Genomic DNA, 18,894 nt, shown 5'->3' with positions numbered 1-18,894 from the left:
ACCATCCATTTTTATGACTAGGTACTAACAGTAGTATATAAGCATTAAATACAGAATGCAACATTTTTTTGTTTCTTCCGCTTTAATCCAGCTTTTCTCCTTGAAAAACACCTGATTTCTCTAAATATTTCCGTAGCATTTCATACTGCTCACTTTGCCAAAATGCAGTTGAATCAACAAGTAAAGCAGCATCCTGCCTAGCAGTTTCTAATGCTCGATAATCATGTACCATATCAGCTACTTTAAATTCAGGTAAACCACTTTGCTTACTTCCAAAGAAATCTCCAGGACCACGCAGCTCCAAATCTTTTTCTGATAACACAAAGCCGTCATTTGTCTCTGTCATAATGCGCATGCGCTCTTTTCCCGTTTCCGATTTCGGATCAGCAATTAAAATACAGTAAGATTGTTCACTTCCACGCCCCACACGACCACGAAGTTGGTGAAGTTGCGATAATCCAAAACGTTCTGCATCATATATAACCATCATTGTTGCATTCGGCACGTTCACACCAACTTCTACAACTGTTGTCGAAATGAGAATTTGCACTTTATTTTCGCTAAATTGTTGCATTACTTCGTCTTTCTCCTGAGAAGAAAGGCGCCCATGCATCAATCCAACTTGAAATTTCCCTTGATAATGATGGGTCAGCATACTATGCAAATCAATTGCATTTTGTACGTCTAGTTTCTCTGATTCTTCAATTAACGGACAAATGACATATGCTTGTCGTCCTTTGTTCACTTCTTTCTCGACAAATCCAAGAACACGTTCAAACATATCGTGTTTCGCCCAGTACGTTTCAATCACTTTACGACCTGCTGGCATCTCATCAATGATTGATACATCCATTTCACCAAACGCAGTAATTGCTAATGTACGAGGAATTGGTGTCGCTGTCATAAATAAAACATCTGGACTTTCACCTTTTTCTCTTAAAACGCGGCGCTGCGCTACACCAAAACGATGTTGTTCATCCGTAATAACGAGCCCAAGTCTGTGAAATATAACTTCATCTTGAATTAGAGCATGCGTTCCAACGAGAATATCAATTTCTCCTTGTTCTAGCCTAGCTAATACTTCACGGCGACGCGCTCCCTTTACAGAGCTTGTTAATAACTCAATGTTCATATTAAAATAAGAAAATATAGATACGAGTGATTGATAATGCTGCTCCGCTAAAATTTCTGTCGGTACCATTAATGCCCCTTGATATCCAGCTAATTTCGCAGCATATAAAGCAATTGCGGCAACTATCGTTTTCCCAGAACCTACATCCCCTTGTAATAAGCGATTCATTCGATACGGCGACTGCAAATCTTTCATAATTTCCGAAACAACGCGATACTGCGCATTTGTTAACGGAAAGGGCAGCGCTTCTATAAACTCTTCTAACTGCTCAAGAGAGACACTTTTTGTTACACCCTTTGAGCTTTCTCGTTCCATTTTGCGAAGTGCCTGCATCTTTAATTGAAACAAGAAAAATTCTTCATATACAAAACGACGGCGCGCCTGTTTCATATCTTCTTGTCCGCTAGGAAAATGCAGGGCATACAGCGCCTCATAACGAGATAATAATTTGTAGCGGGACAACAGCCCATCTGGCAGTACTTCTTTCACAAAAGAACCATATTCTTTAAAAGCTTGTGCAATAAAACGACGCATCTGTTTTACCGTCAATTTTCCTTTAACTGAATATACCGGTTCTACTTCTTGCTGACGAACAACTGGTCCAAAGTGAAGTTCAGACACTGAAATCGTTTGACGATGTTGATCCCACTTTCCAGTTATTGTGACTGTTTCATCAATATTTAATTTTTGCTTATAGTACGGTCTGTTAAAGCATACCGCTGTAATTAAATAACGCCCAACGAGAACACGAACAGTGAGACGTGATTTCTTTTTTCCATAATACTGCAAAAGAGGGGCACTATGTACTTTCCCTTCCACCGTTACACGTTCTTCATGCTTAACTTCAGCTAAATCTTTCATTGCATAGTCTTCGTAACGATACGGAAAATGTTCTAACAAATGAGAAACCGTAAAAATCCCCATCTCATTTAATAATACAGCCGTTTCTTCTCCAATCCCTTTCACATCCGTAATAGGAACTTGCACAACTTCACTCAAGATCTTCACGCCCCGTCAAATCTTATTCCTAACCATTCACATACACCAACACATATTTTCTTTCTTCACACGTTATATCATATATAATTACATATCCCTATTTTCATATCGAATATGCAGTCGCTACCTCTCCTATTCTACCATAGCATTAGTAGAGCGTAGTAGTCGTTTCACCTTTATGTACTCATATATACCAATTCAAATTTCATCTAAATAGCTGTTTCTATTTTCCTACCATTTTCTTAATAACAACACTTATTATAAAGTGAAACTTCCATCAGTGGGAGGTTCTTCATCCCCCACTGATGGTTAGTTGAACCAATCGGGCTTTTATGAGCAGTTATCCCCCACCTATCTTCTTTGCTTCTCTCTCAATCTTGAGGTGGGGGTCTTACTGCCCGCGAATAGCGGGATAAATAAGAAAGAGAGCCTCACTGTATTAGTTAGTAAGGCCCTCTCATCATTTATATTGTCTCACCCTAATACAGAGAGTAATCCCATTTTTCAATAAAGATACGCTACCTGCAAATCTAGATTGGTGGAACTAACCATCAACAGGGATGAAGTTTCACCTTATTCTACAGAAAAAATGAAAGAATATATAGGTTGATTTCCATTATGAACTTCTACCTCTACATCTTCAAAGTTTTCTGCTACAAATGCTACTAATGCAGCTACTTCTTCTTCCGATGCATCCTCGCCTTGTAAAATCGTTAAGATTTCTGCATCTTCATCAAGCATATTTTCTAACAGCTTTTTCGCAGCGTTCAATTTTTCTGTATCTGTTGATACAATTTTCCCGTCTGCAATGCACATAAAATCATCTTTGTGAATTGTCACGCCATCAATCTCTGTATCACGAACCGCATACGTAATTTGACCTGTCTTCACATGAGCAAGCGCTTCGTTCATATTCACTTCATTTTCTTCAAGCATTCCTGCTGGATTGAAAGCAAGCATCGCCGCCATACCTTGCGGAACTGTTTTCGAACGAACAACGATTACTTCTTGGTTCACTATAGAAGCAGCTTGTTCTGCAGCCATTACAATATTACCGTTGTTCGGTAAAATAATAATTTTTTCTGCATTAGCTTCTTCAATCGCTTTTACAATATCCTCTGTACTTGGGTTCATCGTTTGACCGCCTTCAATAACTACCGTCGCACCGATACTTTCAAACAATTCTTTAATACCAGACCCCATGGCCACCGTTACAATTCCATAAGTCTGCTTTTCTGCAGGTTGTTTCGCTTCTTCATGCATCATTGCAGGCTCATCTAACAAAGCCGTATGTTGTTCACGCATATTTTCTACTTTAATATTAATTAAGCTACCATAACGTTGTCCGTAGTTCATTGCATCTCCAGGATGCTCTGCATGAATGTGAATTTTCACGATTTCATCATCAGCTACAACCAGCAATGAATCACCATATGCACTAATATCTTCACGGAATTTTTGCTCAGAGAAGTTCTGTTCTTTCATCTTCTCTTCGTCTAGCTTGACCATAAATTCTGTACAGTAGCCATATGTGATATCTTCTGTACTCAATTGGCTTTGTACACTACGGTGATGTTCTGCACGTACCATTTCATTCATAGATGGTTGCACTGGCTCATCAGAAGTAATTGTTTCACCTTTTAAATCAGCTAAAAATCCTTCATACACAACAACAAGGCCTTTACCACCGCTATCTACAACACCAACTTGCTTTAATACAGGTAATAAATCCGGCGTACGATTTAAAGATGCGTTCGCCTCTTTCACAACTTCTTCCATAAACAAAACAAAGTCGCGTTGTTTTTTCGCAACTGTGACTGCATATTCACTCGTTTCTCTTGCAACAGTTAAAATCGTTCCTTCAATCGGTTTCATAACTGCTTTATATGCAGTTCCTACACCAGCTTCTAAAGCATCAGCAAAGTCAACTGTTGTTAACATTTCCTTTTGCTCAATAGATTTTGAGAAACCACGGAAAAGTTGAGATAAAATTACGCCAGAATTCCCGCGTGCTCCCATTAATAATCCTTTCGCTAGGCTCACTCCGACTTTCCCAGCATGCTCAGAAGGATTTTTCTTTACTTCTCGCGCTCCTGAAGTCATCGATAAATTCATGTTTGTACCGGTATCGCCATCTGGAACTGGAAAAACGTTTAAAGCATCAACTAGCTTGACGTTATTTGTTAAATTATTTGCCCCTTGCAGAATCATTTGGGCTAAACGCTTCCCATCAATTTTTTGAATTGACACAGATTTTCCTCCTTAATGCACATTACAAGTTTGTTACTTTAACTCCTTGTACGTAGATGTTTACAGAATCTACAGCTAGTCCTACTGTTTGATCTAATGTATACTTCACTTTCGTTTGAACATTGTGTGCTACCTCTGAAATTTTTGTACCATAGCTCACGATAATATACATGTCAATATGTACTTCATCGTTCTCTTTACGAACAATAACGCCTCTTGTGAAATTTTCTTTTCGTAAGATTTCTGTTAATCCATCTTTTAATTGATTTTTTGATGCCATACCAACGATGCCGTAGCAATCTACTGCAGCGCCCCCAGCAATTGTTGCAATTACTTCTGTACTAATATCAATTTGACCGTACTTTGTTTTGATTTCAATTGACATCTCTTTTCCCCCTTTAGAAATGGTGAAAGTGAGCTAGACTACTTTAATTACTATCATATAATCTTTTCAAAAAAATTCCAACGTTCTTTACTTTCGCTCTCGTACTTATAGAATAATATAGCACTTCTTTTTATGATGAGCAAAATAGTCCATTGTTATTATACAACACATACCCCTATGATATGTCAAGTGATTTTTCTTGATTTCCGCTTTTCTTACTTGTAGTGTCAAGTAATTTTTCTTGATTTCTTTCTTATACACTGTTGCATTCTCTTTTTAGTTGTGTTAAATTATAGTAGTGTTTTTAGCATCGCATAAAAGACTAACATTGAAAATTACGTAAGTTACGGTAGTTAAGGGAGGGAAATATAGATGGCTCGTGTTTGTGCTATTACTGGAAGAAAAGCTCGTTCTGGTAACTCTCGTTCTCACGCAATGAACGCTACAAAACGTAAATGGGGCGCTAACCTTCAAAAAGTTCGCGTACGCATTGACGGTAAAGTTCAACGTGTTTACGTTTCTGCTAGAGCATTAAAATCTGGCAAAATCGAACGTGTTTAATAATAAAAAAGAGAGCCTATTGGCTCTTTTTTTATTATCCTCATGAAAAAAGCACCGGTAACAGGTGCTTTTTTATTCCTTTTTAAAGGTATTTAACACCGCGCGAACAATTCCACCAAGAAATTTCGGCAACTTAATTGTATAAAATCTCATGGTTTCCCTCCTAATCCCCATTACTCCACTTGTTTACTATATGACGTAGCAACAAAAGTAGTTCTTCAATCAGTGCTTCTTATCACCATTAATATGCCAGAAGTAAATGAAAAAGTACCTTTTTCCGCAACGAGTTCATTACTAATACAAAGTGTCGATCCCCATTTTATCGTTTTATCTGTAAGAGGATATTTAAAACCGCGAAGTGTAATTCCAGTTACTATTTCTGTAACAGGAACAAAAGATATGTAAGGGAATAATGAATTTTCTTCCATTGTATATGTACCCGATTCTTTAACAGAAATTTCATTTTTATAATCTACAATGCTCATGTTTACATTTGCTTGTAAACCTTTTAGTAACATTTGAATGTTGGCTAAACTATGATCCAATCTTCCACCTGTTGCACCAAAAATCCGAATTTGTTCTGACTCTTGCTCTAAAGCCCAATTAATTGCAATCTCCAAATCCGTTTGATCCTTTTCTTTCGGCACAATATGCAAATCTCGTTTCTGTTTTTGCATCCATACTAACTCTTCTTCTGTAACAGAATCATAATCACCAAAAGCTACTTGTGGTATTATTCCAAGCTGCAACAAATGATATACTCCTCGATCAACAGCTGCCCATACAACCTCTTCACTCTCGTATTTTGAAAAATCTGCACAACACTCTACTGGACCTCCAGCTAAAATATGAATAATCATGTTCTCTCTCCTTCTATAGAAAAAAGGCAATCTACCAATAGCTAGATTACCTTTTTTCTTTAACCAATTTACCTACAAATTCATTTTTATCCCGCATTAACGGGCAGTAAGCCCCCACCTCAAGATGCAGAGAAAAGCGAAGAAGATAGGTGGGAGATAACCGCCCGTAAAAGCCCGATTGGTTCAACTTCCAGCAGTGGGGGATGAAGAAAGGCCCCATTGCTGGAAGTTTCACTTTATCCGCGAATAGCTGCAATTGCTGCCCCGCGATCTTTTTGATTGTATACAGCAGATCCTGCAACGAGAACATTCGCTCCTGCTTCTACACATAATTTCGCTGTTTCTACATTAACGCCGCCATCAACTTCAATCTCTACTTGTAAATTGCGTTCACGAACCATATCAGCAACTTGTTTAATTTTTGGCAATACAGAATGAATGAACTTTTGACCACCAAAGCCTGGGTTTACCGTCATAAGTAGCACCATATCTGTATCTTCTAATACATGCTCAATCATCGAAACTGGTGTATGTGGATTTAAAACAACACCGGCTTTAATACCCTGCGACTTAATTAATTGGATCGTACGATGCAAGTGTGGACACGCTTCTACATGTACTGTAATAATATCCGCTCCCGCTTTCGCAAAAGCAGGAATGTACTGATCCGGATTTTCAATCATAAGATGGACATCTAGTGGTAAAGAAGTAATTGGACGAATTGCTTCTACAATCAACGAACCAATCGTAATATTTGGAACAAAATGCCCGTCCATTACATCGACATGTATGTAATCTGCTCCACCTTTTTCTACATCTTTAATTTCTTCTCCCAATCTTGAAAAGTCTGCTGATAAAATCGATGGTGCAATTTTAATCATCATTAATACCTCGGCTTTCTCTCTCTAATTTCTTCAACGAATTGCATATAGTGCTCATAACGATAGCGTGTAATGCTACCTTCTTCTACAGCATCTTTCACCGCACACTTCGGTTCAGAAAGATGTGTACAACCTCTAAACTTACAGTATTGACTCTGTTCTTTCAACTCTGGAAAACAATATGTGAGATCTTCTACTTCCATATCGATAAAATCCAGCGAACTAAACCCAGGTGTATCCGCAACAAGGCCGCTCCCTACTTCAATTAATTCCACATGCCTTGTCGTATGCTTACCCCGGCCTAAATGAGCTGAAATTCCACTCGTTTTTAACGCTAAATCTGGACGTAGCACGTTTAAAAGAGAAGATTTCCCTACACCAGATTGACCCGCTACAACAGAAACACAACCTTGTAAAAACGGCTTTAACACTTCTATACTCTCTGAAGTTGTCGTTGAAGTAAATACCACATCGTAACCAATTGCAATGTAATCCTGCGCATACGCTTCAATCGTTTCACGTGTTTTCTCATCTATTAAATCCATCTTACTAATACAAATAATTGGTTTAATATTATGAAACTCAATTAAAACTAAAAAACGGTCTAATAACAATGGATTAAACTCTGGTTCTACTGCAGAAAACACAAGCAGCGCTTGATCAACGTTGGCAATCGGTGGGCGCACAAGTTCATTTTTTCGCTCTAATATTTCTAGAACGTATCCTTCACTCGGATTTTCAGCTTGGAATACGACTTGATCGCCAACAAGCGGTGTAATTTTATGTTTACGAAATACACCACGTCCGCGGCACTGCGTTACCCCCTCTTCATGCTGCACATAGTAGAATCCACTTAAAGCTTTTATAATTTTCCCTTCTGGCATACATTCTCTCCTTCATTTATCTTGTTCTAAAGAACATAAAAAGCCAACTTCTTTTCATAGATATTCATACTGAACTTTAGAACGAGATTCGTTCAACTCACCATTTGTAAGCATTCCTAACGGGAGTTTCACTTTATTCTGTTGGATACAGAACATCTTTTTCAATTAACGTCGTTCCGTCACGAACAATTTTATAACGTCCTTTTTTCCTTCTTGAATAACAAAATCAAGAGAAATTGTCGTAGACTCCGTTATCGTTCTCGTTTCAAACGGCTTATCCATAGTATTCTGCATATCTTCTTTATATATTTCAATTGTTTGTGGTTTTTTCTCTCCAGTTGCCGGTGCTTGATACTCAATTGGAATATTGTCGACTTTTACAGTTTTCGTCGGCTTTTCTTTTGGTCCTTCAGAGACAACAATTATTACTTTTGCCCCTTCTTTTAAATTCGTATCTGGCTTTGGTGATTGTGAAATAACAAGCCCTTTATCAACTGTATCTGAATACTCTCTCCTTATTTCTGGCACAAGCTTTTTCTCGTTCAAATAGCTGTTCACACTATTTTCTGTCCAACCAGAAAAATCAACGAGTCGAATTTGTTTCGGACCCTTACTAATCCACACTTTTATTTCTTGCTCTTCCTCTACAATAGATTGTCCTGCTTCAGGAATTTGTTCTACAATTTCATCCTTCGGCTTTTCGCTTTCAATATAATAAGGAACAACACCCTTATATTGAGTCAATTCATCTTTTATCTGACTATATTCTTTCCCAATTAAATTAGGCATTTTTTTCTTTTGTTTTCCACCTGATTGAAAAATCGTAATTTTTGTATTCTCTCTCACAACTCTTCCTGCAGCTGGATTTGTTTTAATGACCTTACCTTCTTCGATTTCATCTGTATATATAACTTGCGGTCCCGTCAATTCGAATCCTTTATCAACAAGTGTATTGACAGCTTTTTCATATGTCATATCAGATACATCAGGCACTTTAACTTCTTTTGGAATAAAGAAACCTGGAATAACTGTCACTGCCAATATTCCACACACAACTAAAAATATGAAAGTCGTAAGTAAAATCTTGAGCCATCGATTGCTTTTCTTTTTTTGTTGTTCTTCTTGTTTTAGTTCATTCTGCTGCTTTTCTTCTTTCGAATTTCCAGATAAAATAATTGTTTCTTCACTATTCGTATTTATCAATTGCTCCTGCTGAATAATAGGAATTGCTTTTGTTGCTTCCATATCTTCAGGTATATGGAAAGGTTGTTCATTTATTCGCTCTGGATATAATGCTGTTTCAATATCACGTTTCATTGCATTTGCAGATTGATAGCGATGAAATGGGTCTTTCGTTGTTGCTTTTAAAATAATATTTTCTACACTTTGTGGAATATCAGGATTCCACCTTTTCGGAGATGGTGTTTCATTTTGCAAATGTTTAAGAGCAATAGAAACAGCAGATTCTCCGGAAAACGGCGGCCTTCCTGTTAATAGTTCAAACATCACAATTCCAAGTGAATAAATATCTGATTGCTTATTGGCAACACCGCCTCTTGCCTGTTCAGGAGATAAATAATGAACAGAACCAAGAACAGAATTTGTATGTGTGATCGTCGTTGCGCTTGTCGCTGTTGCAATACCAAAATCTGTAACCTTCACAACACCGTCACTTCGAATTAAAATATTATGAGGCTTAATATCACGGTGAACAATTTCAAAATGATGCGCATGGGCCATCGCAGCAGTTAATTGTTCCATAATATCAAGCGCTTCTCCTACAGGAAGAAGACCTCGCTGTTGTATGTATTGCTTTAACGTTTGGCCAGGTACATATTCCATCACAAGATAATAAATTCCATCTTCTTCTCCGACATCATACATATTAACAATATTTGGATGCGACAACGTTGTAACCGATTGCGCTTCTCGATGGAAACGCTTAATAAATTCCTCGTTATTTGAATAATCAAGCCGCAACATCTTTACAGCTACATCGCGATCAAGTATGTCATCATGCGCCAAATATACATTGGCCATTCCCCCGCCACCAATCATTTTAAGCAGCTTGTAACGGTCATTTAGGCGTCTTCCAATCATCACGTTGTAATTCACCTACTTTCGTTCGCCGAATCCGCATAATCAATAATGACAAGAGTAATGTTATCTTCCCCGCCAAGGTCATTTGCAAGCTGCACAAGTTGTTCGCTTTTTGTTTGTAAAAGCTCATCAGATTGTAAAATCTCTTTCATACGACTCATTGCAACTTTATTAGATAATCCATCAGAACAGAGTAACAATAGATCTCCCTCTTCTAATACTAAAGTTTTCACATCTAATATAACGGTTTCTTCCGTACCAAGCGCTCTCAGTAAAACATTTTTCCTTGGATGATATTCAGCATCTTCTTTTGAAATTTCTCCATGTCGAACGAGTTCATTTACAAGGGAATGATCTTCGGTTACAAGTGACATATAATCGTCCGATAACATATAACAGCGGCTATCTCCAATATGGCCAATTGTAACAAAAGCAGCTGTGCATATAGCAGCAACGATTGTCGTTCCCATTCCACTACATTCTGGATGTTCTCCAGAATATTTATATACTCGTTCATTAATAATTTGAGCATGATTATGTAACCATTGTTCTGCTTTTTTAGGCGTATCCATATTGTACGTTTGTTTCCAATAGTCATGGAACAGTTGGATTGCCATCGAGCTGGCAACGTCGCCTGCTCGATGACCTCCCATTCCATCTGCTACAACAGCTAAAACATCTCCATCTAGATTATGAAATACTCCTGCACTATCTTCATTATGTTGACGAACTTTTCCTTTATCTGATAGAAACACGGTTTTCATTATCTCACCTCGTCTCTTCTTTGCGCTCCTTTGCACGCAATTGACCGCAGGCTGCATCAATATCATGACCTTGTTCACGACGAATCGTTACGTTAACACCACGATCTTTTAATGTTTTTTCAAACAAGAAAATTTGTTCGCGCGGTGTTCTCACATAATCGCGTTCTGGTACATAGTTAACTGGAATTAAGTTAACATGACATTTCACACCTTTTAACAGCTGAGCTAATTCCACAGCATGTTCTACTTGGTCGTTTTCTCCTCCAAATAAACCATATTCAAATGAAACACGGCGCCCTGTTTTCTCGATGTAATATTTGATAGCTTCCATTAAATCTGGTAGCTTGTATGCCCGGTTAATTGGCATTAATTTTGATCGCAGTTCTGTATTTGGAGCATGTAAGGAAACCGCAAAGTTAATTTGTATATTTTCTTCAGCAAACTTATAAATTTTCGGGATAATTCCACTTGTTGATACCGTCATATGACGCGCTCCAATGTGAAGTCCTTTTTCATGATTCACGATACGTAAAAACGCCATTAAGCTGTCATAATTATCAAACGGTTCTCCGATTCCCATAACAACAAGAGAGCTTACACGCTCATCTGTAGTATCTAGCTCACGTTGTACTTCGACAACTTGTGCAACAATCTCACCAGCCTCTAAATTGCGTTTTAAGCCGCCAAGTGTTGATGCGCAAAACGTACAGCCAATTCGGCAACCAACCTGTGTTGTTACACAAATTGAATTTCCGTAATCATGGCGCATTAATACTGTTTCAATAGAATAGCCATCATGCAGTTGGAATAAGAATTTAATTGTTCCATCTGAAGATGTTTGCTTTACTAATGTTTTTAAAGTTGTAATATCAAAGGAATTCGACAATTTTTCACGCAATCCTTTAGAAAGGTTTGACATATCCTCAAAAGTTATTACACGTTTTTTATAAAGCCAATCAAAAATTTGACCAGCACGGAATTTAGGTTCTCCTTGTTCTTTTAACCATTGTTCCATATCATGAAGCTGCAGGGAATAAATAGACGGTTTGTTTGTTTCTAATTCTTTTTTTGTTTTTTCACAGTTGTTTCCATGATGCTACACCTTCTTTCTTAAACAAGCAATATAAAATCCATCCGTCGCAAAGTAATGCGGTAAAATTTGCACTCCACCTTCTACTACATACGGATACACGGCTTTTGGCAATCGTTCTTTCATTGTTGTATCCCATTCAAATTCAGGGTGTGATTGTAAAAACAGCTCTACTACTTGTTCGTTTTCTACTTTTTCAATTGTACACGTACTATAAACAAGGCGTCCTCCCTTTTTCAACAAAGGAGCTACCTTTTCTAAAATGGATAGCTGAATATTTGCAAGTCTTTCACTATCTTCTTTTTGTTTTCCAATTTTAATATCTGGTTTCCGGCGAATTACACCAAATCCAGAGCACGGAGCATCTACTAATACTTTATCAAAACTCTCTTGTTCAAAATGCTCTTGTACTTTCCGTGCATCGAGCGTTTTCGCTTCTATATTTTCCAATTGAAGACGGTTTGCTTGCTGCTGAATTAAACGCACTTTGTGTGGATGTAAATCAAGAGAAATGACTTTCCCTGTTCCTTGCAAGCGTTCTGCAATATGCGTTGTTTTCCCGCCAGGAGCAGCGCAACTATCAAGGATAATATCTCCCGCTTCCGGATTAAGCGCACGAGCCACAAGCATAGAACTTTCATCTTGAATAGATAGCAATCCTTCTTGAAATGCTTTTGTATGAGCTATATTTCCTTTTTCAATTTGAATTGCATCTTCTGACAAATCACCATATTTTGCTTGAATTCCTTCTGTTTCTAGTGTTTTAAGCGCCTCTTCTACAGACCCTTTCGCTACATTTACTCGAGCGGTTGGAACTGGTGGAAGTTGGTTTACTTCACACATTTTTTGTGCCGTTTCAATTCCGTATACTTCTATCCATTCTTTTACAAGCCATTCTGGATGGCTTGTTGCAATTGCAAGTCGCTTTTCAGAACTTTTAATCTCATCTAATGATGGAACGCCTTCACGCTGAATGGAACGGAGTACTCCGTTCACAAGCCCTGCAATTCCTTTATGACCACGGCGTTTTGCAATTTCAACCGCTTCATGAATTGCTGCTCGCTCTGGAACACGATCTAAATATAACATTTGATATAAAGATAAGCGAAGTAGCACTTTTACCCATAGTTCAATCTTTTTTCGCAAAAACGGCTGTAAATAATAATCAAGCGTATCACGTCTTTGAATTGTTCCATATACAACTTCTGTTAACAATCCAACATCTTTTTTATCAATGTTGCTTTTTTCAATAAGATTGTTCAAAAGCAAATTACTGTATGCGCCGCTTTTTTCAACTTGTAATAAACCGTCAAGAGCTAATTCACGAACATTTTGTTTCATGCGTCTACTCCTAACTTCGTACCAATTTCAGGCTTTGTTCCACGCAAAAATTGTGAACAGCTCATGCGCTTTTTACCAGATGGTTGCAACTCGGTAATTTTAATTGCCGTTTTATTTCCTGTTGCCACAACAAAGCCATCTTCTTCAACTGCTATAATTGTTCCTGCTTCAGCTTGCTCCTTTACAGAAACCTTTTCTCCCCACCATACTTTTACAACTTGCCCCGCTAAAGTCGTATAAGCAACTGGCCATGGGTTTAAACCACGAATATGATTGTAAACCTCTTCACCTGTTTTCATCCAATCAATCTTTTCTTGCTCACGTTTAATATTGTAAGCAAATGTTGCTTCGTCCTCGTTTTGTTTAATTGGTTCTAATTTCCCTTGTATTAACAGCGGAACAGTTTTTGATAATAAGTGCGCTCCAGCCTCACTTAATTTATCAAATAATGAACCAGTTGTTTCACGTTCTTCAATTTCTACTTCTACTTGCGTTAAAATATCACCAGCATCTAATTTTTCAACCATATACATAATCGTAATGCCTGTTTTTCTTTTCCTTGCATGATGGAATAATGAATAGGTGCACCGCCGCGAAGTTCTGGGAGTAATGAAGCATGGACATTAATACATCCGTACTTCGGTGCTTCTAAAATTTCGTTTGGCACAATTTGCCCGAACGCAGCTGTCACAATTAAATCAGGCTCTAATGCCAACACCTTTTCATATTCATCTTTTTCACGAATTTTTAAAGGTTGTAACACCGGAATACCATGTTTTTCTGCTTCCACTTTAACAGGTGTTGGTGTCATAACCTTTTTTCTGCCTACTGGACGATCCGGCTGTGTCACAACACCAATCACATCATATCCATCTTCAATAAGACGACAAAGCACCGGCACTGAAAAGTCCGGTGTACCCATAAATACAACTTTCACCATTCAAAAAACTCTCCTTTTACATCTCTTCTAATTCATTTTCCTCATAATATCGCGTTACTTTAGATGTAAATAATACACCGTGTAAATGATCGATTTCATGTTGAATTGCACGAGCTAAAAACCCGTCTGCATCTAGTAAAAATACTTTTCCACGGCGATTTTGGGCACGTACTTTAATATACTCGGCACGTGTTACATCACCAAAAAGCCCCGGAAAACTTAAGCAGCCTTCGGGACCTACTTGTTCACCACGTTGTTCTAAAATAACAGGATTAATCAACTCAATTTTCCCGTTATCATCATCAATGTCTACAACAGCAACTTGCAGACTTACGCCAACTTGTGGTGCTGCTAAACCAACACCATCTGCAATCAGCATTGTTTCGTGCATATCTTTTAAAAGCTTCACTAACTTTTTATCAAAATTTATAACACGTTCACACGGCGTTTCTAATACTTCATTTGGATGTTTTACAATTTCTAACGTTGCCATTTTTTCCTCCGCTACATTAACATAGTTGGATTAAAATCAATTGAGATTTGCAAGTCTTTCTGCATTTCTGCCTGATAATGTTCATTTACCATTTTGAGCACGTACTTTAAGTTTGGTTCCCGTTTGTATTTTATCACGCATTGGTAGCGATATCTATCTTTTATACGAGGAATTGCCGAAGCAACCGGACCTAAAATCACCGTTTGCTGGGCACAATGTTGCCGTAAAAAACCAACGATCTTCTCTGTTACCTGCACTGCTTTTAATAATTCTGGATGAGATACTGTAACTAATGCCACATAATAATATGGTGGATATTGCCGAATTTTCCTCATATACATCTCGCGTTCAAAGAACATATCATACTGCTGCTGTTGCGCTAATTGTACACTATAATGCTCGGGTGTATACGTTTGAATAACGACTTCACCTGGAAGTTCGTGACGTCCGGCTCGGCCGCTCACTTGCGTTAAAAGCTGATATGTTTTTTCGCTCGCTCTAAAATCCGGCAAATGCAGCATCGTATCTGCTGTTAATACACCTACAAGCGTCACATTCGGAAAATCCAGACCTTTAGCAATCATTTGTGTTCCAAGTAAAATATCTGCCTCTCCTGCACCAAAGGACTTCAGGAGCTTTTCATGCATCCCTTTACGACTTGTCGTATCAACATCCATTCGAATGACGCGCGCTTCGGGAAACAGTTTTGTAATTTCTTCTTCAACCTTTTGTGTTCCTGTCCCAAAGAAGCGGATATAGGAACTATTACAAGCAGGACAAGCATTTGGCAAATTTTCCTCATAACTACAATAATGACATTTCAAGCGATTATTCATCCTGTGATATGTAAGTGAAATATCACAGTGCGGACATTGTACTACATAACCGCAATCACGACACATGACAAATGTCGAATGACCTCTTCTGTTTAAAAAGAGCACCATTTGTTCCTTTTTCTCTAACCGATCCGCTATTTTCTCATGAAGAAGCTGAGAAAACATAGAACGATTTCCCTCCCGAAGTTCTTCTCTCATATCAATAATCTCAACTGTCGGCAAATCCCTTTCATTCATACGCTTTGTCATTGTAAGCAGCTCATATACACCTTTTTTTGCACGAGCAAACGATTCTAGTGTAGGTGTGGCACTTCCTAGTACAACAGGACAATTGTGATATTTTCCCCGCCAAATTGCAACAGAACGTGCATGATAACGCGGATTATCCTCTTGTTTGTAACTTGATTCATGTTCTTCATCAATAATAATGATTCCTAAATTCTCAAATGGTGCAAAAATTGCTGAACGTGCCCCTACAACTACTTTTACTTCTTTTCGCAGGATTTTACGCCATTCATCATATTTTTCCCCAACAGATAGCGCACTATGAAGAACTGCAACTTGCGAACCAAAGCGCCCTTTAAAGCGATCAACCATTTGGGGAGTTAACGAAATTTCCGGTACAAGTACAATAGCTTCTTTTCCTTTTCGCAACACTTCTTCAATTGACTGTAAATACACTTCCGTTTTTCCGCTCCCAGTTATACCGTACAGTAAAAATGTCTCATGTTTCTCTTTTGTAATAGAAGTTAAGATCGGTGCAATAACTTGTTGTTGTTCTTCTGTAAGCGGGAATGGTTTTGTGCGCTCAAAAGCATCGTCATCATACGGATTTCGATATATCTCCACATATTTTTCAGCTAACAGACCCTTTTTCACAAGAGATTTTATCGGAGCATCTGTAATTTGCAATTCTTCCGTTATTATTTTTAACGGTATGGACCGATAATGCTCCATAAAGTAATACAATATATCTTGCTGTTTTTTACTTTTTAAGTTAAAGGCCGCTTCCTCTAATTCTTCATAAGACAACACAGGCTGGATCATTTTTTGTTTTTTCTTTTGCGCCTTATCTTTTACTTCATAGACAACTTCCACTGTTCCTTTAGCAATTTCTGTTCGGACTGCACGGTACAAATGTGGTTGTTCATCGAGCACACTCCAATCGATACTTTCTTTTCCTTGAAAGAGAAATTTTACATTCTCAGCTATATCTTCAGAACGATGGAGATGCAACTGCTTTTTATATGTCGCTTTAATCGCTGCTGGCAGCATAACTTGGAACGCTGAAATTGTGAAACAAAGTGTTTCTTCCGTAAGCCAATTTCCAAGTTGCAACAATTCTGCATTCAATACAGGTGTTACGTCTAACAGTTCATGCAATGTTTTCAACCTATTTACATCTACATCTACTGTATCTTTTATGTCAATAACGAATCCTTGTAATTTTCGTGGTCCAAATGGAACAACAACTCGCATGCCTGTTTGGACAAGATCTTCCCAGCGCTTAGGAATTATATAATCGAATGGCCTATCCGTTTGCCTTGCTGGAACATCAACAATTACGCTTGCAAATTTCATGCGGGATCCTCTTCCAGCATTTTTTCAACTTGTAGTAAAATTTCTCTAGCTACCTCCTGCTTTGTTAGCAGTGGCAATTTAATCATAGCGCCATTTCGTTTATACATCGTAACAATATTTGTATCCGTACCAAACCCTGCACCTTCTGCTTTTACATCATTAGCAACAATCATGTCAGCATTTTTCTCACGTAATTTTTTCGTTGCATACTCTTCAACATTTGTTGTTTCTGCTGCAAAACCAATGAGTAATTGATGTTCTTTTCGTTCACCTAATGTTTTAAGAATATCTATCGTGCGTTCAAGTTCAATAACCGTATCGCCATTTTTCTTTTTCATTTTTTCATCATAAACGATTTTCGGCCGATAATCTGCAACGGCAGCTGTTTTGATCACAATTTCCATATTGGAATAATGATGTAAAACCGCATCTAACATATCTTGCGCTGATTGTACTTGTATTGTTGTTACATTCGCAGGTGGCGTTAGTGCTGTTGGACCAGAAACAAGAATGACTTCTGCTCCAAGACTTGCCGCAACTTCCGCAAGCGCATAACCCATTTTGCCAGATGAGAAATTTGTCATAAAGCGAACTGGATCAATCTTCTCACGCGTTGGTCCCGCCGTCACTAATATCCGTTTTCCTTGAAGTGGCTTCCCTTGTGAAAAATGTACTTCTAACATTGCTACAATGTTTTCCGGTTCTTCTAATCGACCTTTAGCAACATATCCACAAGCTAAAAATCCTTCACCAGGCTCAATAAATGTATAACCTAATTCTTTTAATGTTTGCATGTTTTTTTGAACAACTGGATTTTCGTACATATGAACATTCATGGCAGGTGCAATCCACACTGGAGTTGTAGTTGCAAGAAGCGTCGTTGAAATCATATCATCTGCAAGACCATTTGCTAATTTACCAATAATGTTTGCTGTCGCTGGTGCAACAAGAACAACATCAGCCCAGTCTGCTAAATCAATATGAGCAATCACTGCTGAATCTTTTTCATCGAATGTATCTGTATATACATCATGGCGAGAAAGCGCTTGAAATGTAAGCGGTGTAACAAACTTCATTGCCGACTCACTCATTATTACTTTCACAAGCGCACCTGCCTGTGTTAATTTACTTGTTAACGCAGCTGCTTTAAATACAGCAATGCCTCCTGTAACACATAAAAGTATTTTTTTCCCTTTTAGCATAGGTCTCGTCCTCTTTCTTTTATGAAACTTAGTCCTACTCGAAATTCAAATCATTCACCATCACAACATAAAATACAAGCTGCCGTTATTCTCCATCCTATATGAATTCATTTTGATTTTTCGACATATAGATTGCTGCTATGTAGAAGAACCTGCACTCGCTTTCTCTCTTTGTTTTCACTTCGCATGTGGCAGAAAAAGGCCCTGACCGCTTCTATGCATGGCCAGATGCTCTCGCCCACCTAAAAAGAAAGCTTTCATGTCGTTTTTTTAATGTTGATTTATCTATATCGTAAAAAAATAACAACCTACTTGTAAATAGGTTGTTACTGTTACATAGAAAAGTATAGTATCTATGCCTCTATTTGTCGAAAAGAAAGCTTTATTTTTGGTCATTATCTTCACTTGGTTGGTAGTTTAATAATTGTGCATTAATCTCTTCTAATGCTTTTCCTACACACTTATGAGATACTGGTTGTTCAACAACACAATCGTTATGCTCTTGCATTTCACGAGCGCGCTTTGCAGCTACTGTTACTAGCGTATATTTAGAATCAATTTTTTGTAACAATGCATCAATAGATGGGTTTAACAT

15 protein-coding genes and 2 pseudogenes are annotated in these 18,894 nt (G+C 37.9%); 1 reads left to right on the top strand and 16 read right to left on the bottom strand.

The features are described from left to right. Window positions 1-82: 82 nt before the first annotated feature. The 3 genes from recG to ACEWFJ_RS09405 all read right to left on the bottom strand — a co-directional run bounded on the left by recG (window position 83) and on the right by ACEWFJ_RS09405 (window position 4,766). Window positions 83-2,131 (bottom strand): ATP-dependent DNA helicase RecG, encoded by a 2,049-nt coding sequence (recG, locus tag ACEWFJ_RS09415; RefSeq protein WP_473691803.1) that lies wholly within the window; start codon window positions 2,129-2,131, stop codon window positions 83-85. 573 nt (window positions 2,132-2,704) lie between these two features. Then, a complete protein-coding gene (locus ACEWFJ_RS09410; RefSeq protein WP_473691801.1) occupies window positions 2,705-4,381 on the bottom strand; it encodes a DAK2 domain-containing protein in 1,677 nt (558 codons plus the stop codon). Window positions 4,382-4,403: 22 nt separating this feature from the next. After that, window positions 4,404-4,766, bottom strand: a complete 363-nt coding sequence (locus tag ACEWFJ_RS09405) for an Asp23/Gls24 family envelope stress response protein (RefSeq protein ID WP_098309663.1) — start codon at window positions 4,764-4,766, stop codon at window positions 4,404-4,406. Window positions 4,767-5,138: 372 nt separating this feature from the next. Between ACEWFJ_RS09405 and rpmB the strand changes: the two genes are divergently transcribed. Further along, a complete protein-coding gene (gene rpmB / locus ACEWFJ_RS09400) occupies window positions 5,139-5,327 on the top strand; it encodes a 50S ribosomal protein L28 (protein WP_000124776.1) in 189 nt (62 codons plus the stop codon). A gap of 72 nt (window positions 5,328-5,399) precedes the next feature. Here rpmB and spoVM read toward each other — a convergent pair whose 3' ends face one another. From spoVM to rpoZ, 13 genes and pseudogenes are all read right to left on the bottom strand, one after another. Continuing rightward, on the bottom strand, window positions 5,400-5,480 hold the full coding sequence (spoVM, locus tag ACEWFJ_RS09395) for a stage V sporulation protein SpoVM (protein ID WP_098309662.1): 81 nt from the start codon (window positions 5,478-5,480) through the stop codon (window positions 5,400-5,402). A gap of 65 nt (window positions 5,481-5,545) precedes the next feature. Continuing rightward, window positions 5,546-6,187 (bottom strand): thiamine diphosphokinase, encoded by a 642-nt coding sequence (locus ACEWFJ_RS09390; RefSeq protein ID WP_473691784.1) that lies wholly within the window; start codon window positions 6,185-6,187, stop codon window positions 5,546-5,548. A 236-nt stretch (window positions 6,188-6,423) separates the two neighbouring features. Beyond that, window positions 6,424-7,068: a ribulose-phosphate 3-epimerase gene (rpe, locus tag ACEWFJ_RS09385; protein ID WP_429716109.1), complete on the bottom strand. Its 645-nt coding sequence runs from the start codon at window positions 7,066-7,068 to the stop codon at window positions 6,424-6,426. A gap of 2 nt (window positions 7,069-7,070) precedes the next feature. Next, window positions 7,071-7,952, bottom strand: coding sequence for a ribosome small subunit-dependent GTPase A (gene rsgA / locus ACEWFJ_RS09380; protein WP_473691782.1), 882 nt, complete (start codon window positions 7,950-7,952; stop codon window positions 7,071-7,073). Window positions 7,953-8,085: 133 nt separating this feature from the next. Further along, window positions 8,086-10,055 (bottom strand): annotated as a pseudogene (gene pknB / locus ACEWFJ_RS09375) (Stk1 family PASTA domain-containing Ser/Thr kinase). Window positions 10,056-10,063: 8 nt separating this feature from the next. After that, window positions 10,064-10,816 carry a Stp1/IreP family PP2C-type Ser/Thr phosphatase gene (locus tag ACEWFJ_RS09370; protein ID WP_253630224.1) on the bottom strand — a complete coding sequence of 251 codons (753 nt, stop codon included), beginning with the start codon at window positions 10,814-10,816 and terminating at the stop codon, window positions 10,064-10,066. Between the two features lie 4 nt (window positions 10,817-10,820). Further along, window positions 10,821-11,855: a dual-specificity RNA methyltransferase RlmN gene (gene rlmN / locus ACEWFJ_RS09365; protein WP_473692412.1), complete on the bottom strand. Its 1,035-nt coding sequence runs from the start codon at window positions 11,853-11,855 to the stop codon at window positions 10,821-10,823. Between the two features lie 57 nt (window positions 11,856-11,912). Next, window positions 11,913-13,247 (bottom strand): 16S rRNA (cytosine(967)-C(5))-methyltransferase RsmB, encoded by a 1,335-nt coding sequence (gene rsmB, locus ACEWFJ_RS09360; protein ID WP_473691779.1) that lies wholly within the window; start codon window positions 13,245-13,247, stop codon window positions 11,913-11,915. Beyond that, window positions 13,244-14,187, bottom strand: a pseudogene (gene fmt / locus ACEWFJ_RS09355) (methionyl-tRNA formyltransferase). The gene rsmB and the pseudogene fmt overlap by 4 nt, the downstream one beginning before the upstream one ends. Before the next feature lie 16 nt (window positions 14,188-14,203). Then, a complete protein-coding gene (gene def, locus ACEWFJ_RS09350; protein ID WP_473691777.1) occupies window positions 14,204-14,680 on the bottom strand; it encodes a peptide deformylase in 477 nt (158 codons plus the stop codon). Window positions 14,681-14,691: 11 nt separating this feature from the next. Continuing rightward, window positions 14,692-17,097 carry a primosomal protein N' gene (gene priA / locus ACEWFJ_RS09345; protein ID WP_473691775.1) on the bottom strand — a complete coding sequence of 802 codons (2,406 nt, stop codon included), beginning with the start codon at window positions 17,095-17,097 and terminating at the stop codon, window positions 14,692-14,694. After that, window positions 17,094-18,299, bottom strand: a complete 1,206-nt coding sequence (coaBC, locus tag ACEWFJ_RS09340; RefSeq protein ID WP_473691773.1) for a bifunctional phosphopantothenoylcysteine decarboxylase/phosphopantothenate--cysteine ligase CoaBC — start codon at window positions 18,297-18,299, stop codon at window positions 17,094-17,096. The genes priA and coaBC overlap by 4 nt, the downstream gene beginning before the upstream one ends. Window positions 18,300-18,681: 382 nt before the next feature. Next, window positions 18,682-18,894: a DNA-directed RNA polymerase subunit omega gene (gene rpoZ, locus ACEWFJ_RS09335; protein ID WP_473691771.1), complete on the bottom strand. Its 213-nt coding sequence runs from the start codon at window positions 18,892-18,894 to the stop codon at window positions 18,682-18,684.

The organism is Bacillus sp. EA-CB0995, assembly GCF_055814245.1.
Note: the sequence above shows the minus strand (reverse complement) of the source record. Positions and strands in the feature narration are given on the sequence as shown.